This window comes from Mesorhizobium sp. P2_D1 (assembly GCF_056404455.1).
The window spans coordinates 23,318-33,085 of the sequence record NZ_JBFUDZ010000056.1 but is presented as its reverse complement, the minus strand read 5'-3'; the positions used below and the strand labels follow the sequence as shown (position 1 = coordinate 33,085).

The following is a 9,768-nucleotide window of genomic DNA, read 5'->3' as shown; positions in this document are numbered from 1 at the left end:
GCCTGGGGCTTGCTGCACTCACAAAAACCGCTTGCATTTCGCAATCAGTTTGCTACTCCTTTGCGCAACTGGTTATGGAGGAGGCTTTCATGTCCAAACTTCGCGTCAATGCTTTCACACTGTCGCTCGACGGGTACGGAGCCGGTCCCGATCAGACCCTGCAAAATCCCCTCGGCGTCGGTGGCGAAGATCTGCATAAATGGTTTGTCGGCACCCGCACCTTCTGCAAGATGGTGCTCGGACAGGAGGGCGGCACCACCGACACCAACGAGGCGTTCGCGGCGCGCAGCTTCGAGAATGTCGGCGCCTGGATCCTCGGCCGCAATATGTTCGGGCCGATCCGGGGCGACTGGCCTGACGATAGCTGGAAGGGCTGGTGGGGCGACAACCCACCTTACCATGTGCCGGTCTTCGTGCTGACCCACCACGAGCGGGCGCCGATCACGATGGAGGGCGGTACTACTTTCCACTTCATCACCGACGGCATCCATTCGGCGCTTGAGCAGGCGAAGGCGGCGGCGGATGGCAGGGACGTGCGGGTTGGCGGCGGTGTCGCCACCATCCGGCAATATCTGCAGGAAAAACTGATCGATGAGATGCATCTGGCGATCTCGCCGCTGCTGCTCGGTGCGGGCGAGAATCTCTTTGCCGGCCTGGACATGCCCAAGCTTGGCTATCAGTGCAGCGAGCAGGTGGCGACAGCGCTCGCCACGCATGTGATCGTCAAGCGGGTTTAGGTTTCAGACGCGTAGCCTACGCCGCGGTCCTTCACGTGCCCCTCTGTCCTGCCGGACATCTCCCCCACGAGAGGGGGGAGATCTGGCAACCCCAGACAGTCAATACTTCTCAGGCACGTAGAGTTCGCGCGGCAGCGTCTGGCGCTCGTATTCGGGATTGAAGACGCGCTCGGGCAGCGTGATCTCCTCGTGCGGCACCTCTTCATACGGCAGCTGCTTGAGCAGATGGTCGATGCAGTTCAGCCGCGCCCGCTTCTTGTCGTTGCCCTCGACGATGAACCAGGGCGCTTCGGGAATGTTGGTGCGGGCAAAGGTCTCTTCCTTGGCCTTGGTGTACTGCTCCCAGCGCACGCGCGACTGCAGGTCCATCGGCGACAGCTTCCACTGCTTCATCGGATCGTGGATGCGCATCAGGAAGCGCATCTGCTGCTCCTCGTCGGTGATCGAGAACCAGTATTTGACCACGGTGACGCCGGAGCGGACCAGCATGCGCTCGAACTCCGGCACGTCGCGGAAGAATTCTTCGACCTGATCGGGCTCTGCAAAACCCATCACCCTTTCGACACCGGAGCGGTTGTACCAGGAGCGGTCGAACAGCACGATTTCGCCGCCGGCCGGCAGATGCGGCACATAGCGCTGGAAATACCATTGCGACTTCTCGCGCTCGGTCGGTGCCGGGAGTGCGACGACGCGGCAGATGCGCGGATTGAGCCGCTGCGTGATGCGCTTGATGACGCCACCCTTGCCGGCGGAGTCGCGGCCCTCGAAGATCACCACCAGCTTCTTCCTGTGATAGGCGACCCAGGACTGCAGTTTGATCAGCTCGGATTGCAAGGTGATCAGGTCGCGAAAATACTGCATGCGATCGATCGATGGCGGATGCGAGTTCTTGTAGATCTTGGCGATCTCCATCGACAGCGCCGGCTCCGACATTTCGAGCTCATAGTCCTCGTCGAGCGTGTCGGCGAGCTCGGCCTCAAGCCAGTCCCTGGCAGGAGAATTCTGTTTTAGCTCGGTCATATCAGCTGCTCCGCTTGCAAGCCCTGTCGATCCACGTCCGGCGCCCCAACCCCTGGCCTGCGTCCCGGAGTGGCAACACCTGAGCCGACTTCAATATAGGCCGGCAATGACGGTTTTATTGCAGCCTGGGGCGAGACTACCACCACTGCAAATTCCGCGAGGCATGATCGATCCATCGTCGTGGCATGGCGACAAGCGGCTCGAATTGTCCTACAAATGTGGCAGGCCCGTCCGGGCACTGCCTTTCAACAACAAAATCGCGAGGACTGACATGGAATACCGCACCCTCGGCCGTTCCGGATTGAAAGTTTCGACCTTGACCATGGGCACCATGACCTTCGGCGGTGCCGGCGCATTTTCGGCTGTCGGCAAGACCGACCTCGACGAGGCGCGCCGGATGATCGATCTTTGCATCGATGCCGGCATCAATGTCATCGACACCGCCAATGTCTATTCGAACGGTATCTCCGAAGAGATCATCGGCGAGGCGCTCGGCGGCAAGCGCAAGGGCGACGTGCTGATCGCCTCCAAGGCGCGGATGCGGATCGGCAAAGGTCCCAACGATGAAGGCCTGTCGCGTTATCACCTGATCCGCGAATGCGAGAAGAGCCTGAAGCGGTTGAAGACCGATGTCATCGACATCTACTTCCTGCACGAATGGGACGGTACGACGCCGCTCGAGGAAACCATCGCCGCGCTCGATACGCTGGTTGCCCAGGGCAAGGTCCGCTATGTCGGCTGCTCCAACTATTCCGGCTGGCAGGTGATGAAGGCGCTCGGCATCAGCGACAGCCATCACCAGCCGCGCTTCGTCACCCAGCAGATCCACTACACGCTGGAAGCGCGCGAGGCGGAATATGAATTGCTGCCGATTTCGGTCGACCAGGGGCTGGGTGTGCTGGTCTGGAGCCCGCTTGCCGGCGGATTGCTGTCCGGCAAATACCGCCGCGACAGCCCGACCGCCCGCCAGCTTGCCGGCTGGTCGGAGCCGCCGATCCGCGACGAGGACCGCCTCTGGCGGATCGTCGATATCCTTGTCGAGATCGGCACGCAGCGCGGCGTGTCGGCGGCGCAGGTTGCGCTGGCCTGGCTGCTCGGCCGGCCGGCGGTCAGTTCGCTGGTGATCGGCGGCAGGACCGAAACGCAGTTCCGCGACAACATCGCCGCGGCAAGCCTGGTGCTGACCGGCGAAGAGCGTGACCGCCTAGACACGGTCAGCCGGCCACCCGTGCTCTATCCCTACTGGCACCAGCAACTGACGGCAAAGGACCGTTTTGGTCCCGCCGATCTGGTGATTGACCGCAGCGGCGTGTGACCACGCGAGGTTTGCGGCGGGGCTCGGCGGACGAAGCCCGCTCTTAACCCGTGATATAGCGCCAGACCTCGGCATCAGGCTCGATCTGGCCGCTGAGCACAAAGTATTTGTAGAGCACGAGCAGGGAGACGCGTCCTGCAGCCTGTTGTGGTAATCCAGCCGCCGGCGAACCGAACCATCCGCAAGCCGGGCTTTTTCGAGGCGACCCACAAGCCGCCGGCGGAAAAGCGCCTGCGGCGCGATATCGTGCACGACGTTTCGCGCATAATAAAAAACCCTTGCCGTCGTTCGTTGTATGGTGGCCATGGTTTCACTTGATCAAAACGAACGCGCGGATCGCGATACGTTGGCGCCCCGGCCCCCTACACCATTGTGCCGTGCATCTTGCAAGCCCGGGCCATCATCGACGCGAACGGCCGGGCACGATCGCTTCAGCTGTTGTGTTTGACGGCTAATGCTCCTAGGCAGGGTCAGAGCCGCAAGGCAGTGAAAAGGAGCCGATATGGCGCGACCACCAAACTACGATCAGGAACGCAAGGAACGCGACCGCCAGAAGGCGGCCAAGAAGGCTGAAAAGCTGGCGGCCAAGGTTGCCGCACGCGAGCGTTCGAAGCCCGAAGACGAGACTGAAACCGAAACCGAAACGGCAAAGTGACGGCAAAAGGCCCGCGCATGCGGGCCGTGCCTCATTCCAGATTGTCGCCTTGGATCAAGCCGGGGCCTTGTCGCTGACGAAGACGTCCACTTCGCGCGCCGCCGCAATGAAGGCGCGCCTGGCGTTCATCGCCGGCTTGTCGCCGGCCAGCGCATCGTGACAGGCCTGCAGGGCCGCGCGATGCTTGGGGCTGCGCTTGCCGGGCCAGCTGTTGAGCAGGTAATCGGAAGCCTCACGAGCCGTACGCAAGAGCTGAGTGCTCCCCGCCGTGACTGACTTGACGGTCACGGGTGTTTCAAATCGGTTGTTTTCCATCGCCGCTCTTACGCCATCGGTGTCCGCGAAGCGAGGCCGAAAGTGCACGGCGCGCCCGGACGTCGCCTTTTGCGCGGCGCGTACCGCATGCCTTAGGCGGCGATGACGGCAAAACCCCTGGCGCGAAGACCCCGCCGGTCGTTGGCGAGCGACGTCACCAGGCGGTCGCGGCTGCCGACGATGTGGGCCGAAAGCAGGCGTGCGGCTTCATCCGCGTCGCCGAGGCGTGCCGCCGCCAGAATGGCGCGATGTTCGGCCCAGGCGCGAGCAAGGGCGGCCTCGTCGCGAACCTCCAGCCAGCGGGCCCGCGACAGGCGTGTCATGGCATCGCGGACCGCCCGGAACAGGAATTCGTTGCCAGACAAGCGCGCCAGCTCGATGTGAAAATCCATGCCGATACGATGCCATTCCTCCCGTGGCGTGTCGGTGTCGCAGGAGTCGAGCATCGCCTCGATCACATCGACCGCGCTGCGGTCCGTCAGCGCACATGTCAGGTGAAGGGCTGCAACCTCGACCGCCTCCCGGTAGACGGCAATCTGCTCGAGCTCAGCCAGGTTGATCGGCGACACGGTCCAGCCACGGCCGTCCCTGCCGACCAGGCCCTCGGTCTCGAGCCGCAGCAGCGCGGCCCTGACCGGGGTTCGCGAGGCGCCGAAGCGGCTTTCGATCCAGCGCTCGGTCAGTTTCTCGCCGGGACCGATCTCGAGGCCCAGGATCATCTGGCGAAGCTGTTTTTCGACGCTCTGCATCTGCGACATTGTCATTCCCGCTTTTCTGACCGTTGGCTTGGCGATCGGTTTTTCCGGCCGCGTTTCCCGATCACGTTTGAGAGGGTCGCATTGACAGCACCCACGCTTGCGTCCATGACGGATACCACCTTGGTATCCCAAAACGGTATCCGCAGCAACCGCCAATACGGCATTGAGCGGACAGGACGCATGATATGCAGAACACGCCCCCGCCGACCGACAGCACCTACAACATCCATTGGCGGCGCAATCTGTTCGTTTGCTTTGCCGGTTCGTTCTCGACACTTATCGCCATGACGCTGCTTTTGCCGTTCCTGCCGCTCTATATCGAGCAGCTCGGCGCTGAAGGCCACGCGGCGATCGTGCAATGGTCGGGGATCGCCTATGGCGCAACCTTTTTCGCGGCGGCACTTGTGGCGCCGCTGTGGGGACGTCTCGGCGACCGCTACGGCCGCAAGGTGATGCTAGTTCGCGCCAGCTTTGGCATGGCCATATGCATGTCGCTGACCGGCATGGTCCAGACCGTCTGGCAGTTGGTGCTCCTGCGGCTGCTGATCGGTTTTGCCGGCGGTTATTCCTCGGGATCGACCATCCTGGTTGCCATGCAGACGCCCAAGGAGCGTTCCGGCTGGGCATTGGGCCTGCTGTCGGCCGGTATCACCGGTGGGGCACTGGTCGGCCCGCTGGTTGGTGGCGCCTTGCCGCCGCTGATCGGCATCCGAGCCACCTTCCTGCTGTCCGGCGGCGTCATCTTCCTGGCATTCCTGGCGACCACGTTTCTGATCAAGGAGAACCCCCGGCCGAAAGCGACGGCCGGCGCATCGAAGGGCAAGCCGAAAGGCGGCTGGGCACAAATCCCCGACAAACGGCCTATCATCGCCATGCTGGCGACCGGCATGCTTTTGAGTTTCGCCACCATGTCGATCGAGCCGATCATCACCGTCTATGTGCAGCAATTGATCGAAGACCAGAGCCGCGTCACGCTGATCTCTGGCGTCGTCATGTCGGCGGCGGCGCTTGGCGCCATCCTGTCGGCTTCACGACTCGGCAAGCTCGCCGACCGCATCGGCCATTGGAACGTCATCCTCGGCGCGCTTGCCGTCTCGGCGCTGCTGCTGATTCCGCAGGCCTTCGTCACGCAGAGCTGGCAACTCATCGGCCTGCGCTTCCTGATGGGCCTGGCGCTGGGCGGGCTCCTGCCCTGCATCACCAGCGTCATCCGCCACAATGTTCCCGATGGCGTCGGCGGCAATGTGCTAGGGCTCTCGATCTCCGCCCAGTATGTCGGACAGGTCGCCGGCCCCTTGCTTGGCGGATTTGCCGGCGGCCATTTCGGCATGCGCTCGGTGTTTCTGGGCACATCCATCTTGATGGCCGGCGGCGCGGTCTATAACTGGCTGGCGCAATCGCGCCGCGAGCAGGACATGCTCGCCAATGCCGGCAAGCCCTGACTAGTTGGGTCGTATGCCTTGAACGTCACGGAGCCCCAGACATGAGCACGGCCGAGCAATCTTCCGTCAACAGCGGCCGGATCCTCGTCCTGGCCGGCGGCCTCTGTGGCGCCGCCGGCGTGGCGCTGTCGGCCGCGGCGGCGCATCTGGGCGGTGCCTTTGTCGGCACTGCCGCATCCTTCCTGCTCATGCACGCGCCGGTCTTCCTCGCGACCGGACTGCTTGGCGCGAACCGGACGCTGCGCATCGGCAGCCTGATCCTGCTGGTTGGGCTGCTGTTGTTCTGCGGTGACCTGCTGGCCCGCGATTTCCTCGGTTCGCGGCTGTTCCCGCTGTCGGCGCCGATCGGCGGCACCTTGCTCATCGCCGGCTGGCTGGTGATCGCTGGCTCGGCGCTGGTGCGCACACGTTCCTGACCAGGCAGGACCGGTAGCCTTTATCGATGTCTCTGGGGGGCGATGTCTCCGGGCGCACTGCCCGGGACGGTCCTATTCGCGAAAACCGACGCGATCCTGTCACACCGCGTTTGTCGAACGATCAATCCTGCCGGCGCTCGGGCCTATCGAGCGCTTCGCGACCGTGCCGCCGCAGCTTCGCCAATAGACGCCTCTCCGGCCGTTTGGACGCCGGCGCGATGCCCCAGTAGTTGCGGTAGATGTCTTCGAACAGATAGCTCACGGGATGCATGATGCACTCCTTTCAAGATTTGAATCGATCCAACCGGTACGCACAAAAAAAGCCATCCCGATTAGCTCCGTCTGCGCTCCACAAAGAGCCGCAGTTCGCGAACCCATGGGCTGGCACCCGCGTGCCGCCTCTGCGTCGTGGCGGCGGAACCGATGCTCCAGTCGTTGCGGTAGATGTCTTGGAAGAGATAGTTGACGGGATGCATGACACACCTCCTTTTCCTATGGGTTGAATCGATCCAATAAAATGAGTCGACGATGCCCTTGGATCGATTCAAAGATACACTTCGTCGGATCGTTGTTCAAGGCAGAATTTGAACCGATCCAACGAAAGTGTTAGATGGGATGAATTCAGGAGACGAAGATGGCCCCATTGAGCTCTGGAAAGACAAGACCGGTCCGGCTGGCAGACATTGCCAAAGCGGCCGGCGTGTCGCACGGCACCGCGTCCAACGTGTTCGCCCGCCCGGAGATCGTGCGCGAGGAGGTCCGCGAACGGGTCAAGGCGGCAGCCGAGGCAATGGGATATGGCGGACCCGACCCAAAGGGTCGGCTGCTGCGCGCCGGCAAGGTCAACGCCATCGGTGTCGCGACCGCGGAACCGTTGTCCTATTTCTTCAACGACCCTTTCGCCCGAGTGATGATGGCAAGCATCTCGCAGGCTTGCGACGCGACTGGTGCGGGGATCTCGCTGGTCTCCGCCGCCAACAACGAACAGCTCGCCTGGAACATCCAGAGCGCGCTGGTCGACGGCTTCATCGTCTTCTGCATCGAAGGCGGCTCAAGGCTGGTCGAACTGGCGCGCGAACGCAAACTCCCGTTTGTCGCACTCGATCTTGATTCGGACGACGACGGGGCGGTCGCGGCGATCGGTGTCGATAACATTGCCGGCGCCGGTCTCGCGGCGCGCCATCTGACCGAGCTTGGGCATCGTCGATTTGCCGTGCTTGCCCTGCCCTGTGCCGACGCCGGTTTCGGCCCGACCACGCAGGCGCAGGTGGAGAAGGCCCTCTATTCCGGGACGCGTGATCGCCTGCGCGGCTACTTCGCCGAACTCTCGCGCGTCGACCTCGACGTCTCGAAGGTGCCGATCTACGAAACCGTCAATGACGAGGAGAGCGTCTGGGCGGGCCTCGACCATATTTTTGCCGGCGCCGAGACACCGACCGCCATCCTGGCAATGTCGGACAGGATCGCCTTGCATACGCTGGACTGGCTGCRCCAGCACGACATCACTGTCCCGGGCGACGTTTCGATCGTCGGTTTCGACGGCGTCCCGGAAGGGGCGGTCTCCAAGCCGCCGCTGACCACAATCGTCCAGCCGATCGCCGAGATGGGCCGCCTTGCCGTCAAGGCGATCCTCGAAAACGACGGCACATTCAGTCGGCAATCGCTGCCGGTCGACCTCGTGGTGCGAGCCTCATCCGGCCCCTCGCCCGCCTGACGCCTCAACGCCCCATTCTTGTTGCCATCGACGACATGACGAAGGACGCCTGGACCGGCAGTGCGGCGTTTTGAGCCGGTCTGCTTTTCCCGGCCCTGCCAAGGCTCGAAAGCCATTCGAGATAGTAGGCAAGCGCAAACTGCATGGCGATGCCGGCGGCAATCAACAGGCTGTCATAGGCCAGCCCGCCCGGGTTGATCAGCTTCAGCACCTGCGCCGTCAGGGCGAGCACCGTGCCGGCAATGAAAACCGGCAACGATCGCTTGCCCAATATGGCAAGCGGATGATCGCGCCCGGTGCGGAACAGGTTCGAGACGGCGGGGAATGCCACGATCAGGTAGCTCACCGCCAGGATATGCAGCAGCCTCGGCAGTGCCAGGAACGTCTTGTCGAAGCCGGTAAGCACCGGAGGCAGGCCCAGCCAGGAGATCTGCCCCCAGAGCGGACTGTGCACCCAGACCAGCGCCGTGGCGGTGTAGGCCAAAGCGGCGCCAACCAGCCAGCAATTGACCGGGATGGTGCCACCGCGACGCACATGCAGCGTGCCTGCCAGGCCGATGTTGAACAGGAACTGCCACGACAGCGGGTTGAGAAACCAGAAGCCGGGCTCGGGATAGTTCGGCGGCGCGATCTGGTAGATACCGGCGACCAGCCACAGCGCACCGGATGCGACCAGCGCCGGCAATGGCCGGTAGCTGATGAAGAGCAGGAAGACCGGTGCCAGCAGGAGCAGCACCGCATAGACCGGCAGGATGTTGTTGTAGCCGAGCTGATGGCCGAGCGTCACGATGCCGACCAGCACTTGCGGCGTATTCTTGATCAACGGCTCGATGTTGATCATCGTCAACAGCTCCGGTCGGCGGGCGAACACCGCCGCCGCGCAGAAGATCGCCATCACCACCATGGTGGTGACGATGTGGGCGGCATAGAGCACGCCAGCGCGGCGCCACAGCTTCAACGTTGCCAGCAGCCGGTTTCCGGGTTGGAACTTCTTGCCATAGGCGAGCGCGACCGAGATTCCGGAAATCAGCACGAAGACCTCTGCCGCGTCTGAAAAGCCGAAATTCTTGTAGGTCAGATACTCGAAGGCGGTGCCCGGCACGTGGTCGACAAAGATGGTCAGCAAGGCGAGAGCGCGAAGCACGTCTATGCGCGTGTCACGCTCCGAGACGCGCGTATCGCGGTCCGCGATACGCGTGCCGCGATCGGGGACACGCGTGCCGCGGTCCGGGGAAAGTTGGGTGGTCATCGACAAAAGGCCTCAAAGCTGGTTGTTCATGCCGGCAATGCGACCCCCGGCGCACCGCTTCGATTCCTCCCATAGGAATGATATCGGCGAAGAAACGGACAGTAATGCGCCCGGTTCAATCAACTTTCGCGGAGCTTGAAAATATTG

The 9,768-nt window shown here is 62.9% G+C and carries 11 protein-coding genes; 6 read left to right on the top strand and 5 right to left on the bottom strand.

Annotated features, from left to right (window positions below; genetic code table 11):
• The first annotated feature begins 89 nt into the window (after window positions 1-89).
• Complete coding sequence (locus AC1D0I_RS27490; protein WP_477399065.1) at window positions 90-737, top strand: dihydrofolate reductase family protein; 648 nt, start codon at window positions 90-92, stop codon at window positions 735-737.
• A gap of 99 nt (window positions 738-836) precedes the next feature.
• Here AC1D0I_RS27490 and ppk2 read toward each other — a convergent pair whose 3' ends face one another.
• Entirely contained in the window at window positions 837-1,757 is a 921-nt protein-coding gene (gene ppk2, locus AC1D0I_RS27485) for a polyphosphate kinase 2 (RefSeq protein WP_477399063.1), read from the bottom strand.
• Window positions 1,758-2,028: 271 nt separating this feature from the next.
• On the opposite strand from ppk2, the gene AC1D0I_RS27480 reads away from it, so the two are divergent.
• Entirely contained in the window at window positions 2,029-3,072 is a 1,044-nt protein-coding gene (locus AC1D0I_RS27480; RefSeq protein WP_477399061.1) for an aldo/keto reductase, read from the top strand.
• A 502-nt stretch (window positions 3,073-3,574) separates the two neighbouring features.
• Window positions 3,575-3,727: a hypothetical protein gene (locus AC1D0I_RS27475; protein WP_095085720.1), complete on the top strand. Its 153-nt coding sequence runs from the start codon at window positions 3,575-3,577 to the stop codon at window positions 3,725-3,727.
• 54 nt (window positions 3,728-3,781) lie between these two features.
• Here the strand turns inward: AC1D0I_RS27475 and AC1D0I_RS27470 are convergent, their stop codons facing one another.
• Window positions 3,782-4,015 (bottom strand): DUF982 domain-containing protein, encoded by a 234-nt coding sequence (locus AC1D0I_RS27470; protein WP_244730396.1) that lies wholly within the window; start codon window positions 4,013-4,015, stop codon window positions 3,782-3,784.
• A gap of 119 nt (window positions 4,016-4,134) precedes the next feature.
• Window positions 4,135-4,800, bottom strand: coding sequence for a GntR family transcriptional regulator (locus AC1D0I_RS27465; RefSeq protein WP_477399071.1), 666 nt, complete (start codon window positions 4,798-4,800; stop codon window positions 4,135-4,137).
• Window positions 4,801-4,985: 185 nt separating this feature from the next.
• On the opposite strand from AC1D0I_RS27465, the gene AC1D0I_RS27460 reads away from it, so the two are divergent.
• Both AC1D0I_RS27460 and AC1D0I_RS27455 read left to right on the top strand, forming a co-directional pair.
• Window positions 4,986-6,242 carry a multidrug efflux MFS transporter gene (locus tag AC1D0I_RS27460; RefSeq protein WP_477399059.1) on the top strand — a complete coding sequence of 419 codons (1,257 nt, stop codon included), beginning with the start codon at window positions 4,986-4,988 and terminating at the stop codon, window positions 6,240-6,242.
• Window positions 6,243-6,283: 41 nt separating this feature from the next.
• The gene (locus AC1D0I_RS27455) at window positions 6,284-6,658 is read left to right on the top strand and encodes a DUF423 domain-containing protein (protein ID WP_477399058.1); all 375 of its coding nucleotides are present in this window, start codon (window positions 6,284-6,286) and stop codon (window positions 6,656-6,658) included.
• A gap of 121 nt (window positions 6,659-6,779) precedes the next feature.
• On the opposite strand, the gene AC1D0I_RS27450 is transcribed toward AC1D0I_RS27455, so the two are convergent.
• Window positions 6,780-6,929 carry a hypothetical protein gene (locus AC1D0I_RS27450; RefSeq protein ID WP_477399056.1) on the bottom strand — a complete coding sequence of 50 codons (150 nt, stop codon included), beginning with the start codon at window positions 6,927-6,929 and terminating at the stop codon, window positions 6,780-6,782.
• A gap of 363 nt (window positions 6,930-7,292) precedes the next feature.
• Between AC1D0I_RS27450 and AC1D0I_RS27445 the strand changes: the two genes are divergently transcribed.
• Window positions 7,293-8,372 (top strand): LacI family DNA-binding transcriptional regulator, encoded by a 1,080-nt coding sequence (locus AC1D0I_RS27445; RefSeq protein ID WP_477399054.1) that lies wholly within the window; start codon window positions 7,293-7,295, stop codon window positions 8,370-8,372.
• A gap of 4 nt (window positions 8,373-8,376) precedes the next feature.
• On the opposite strand, the gene AC1D0I_RS27440 is transcribed toward AC1D0I_RS27445, so the two are convergent.
• Complete coding sequence (locus AC1D0I_RS27440) at window positions 8,377-9,621, bottom strand: OpgC family protein (protein ID WP_477399052.1); 1,245 nt, start codon at window positions 9,619-9,621, stop codon at window positions 8,377-8,379.
• Window positions 9,622-9,768 lie beyond the last annotated feature (147 nt).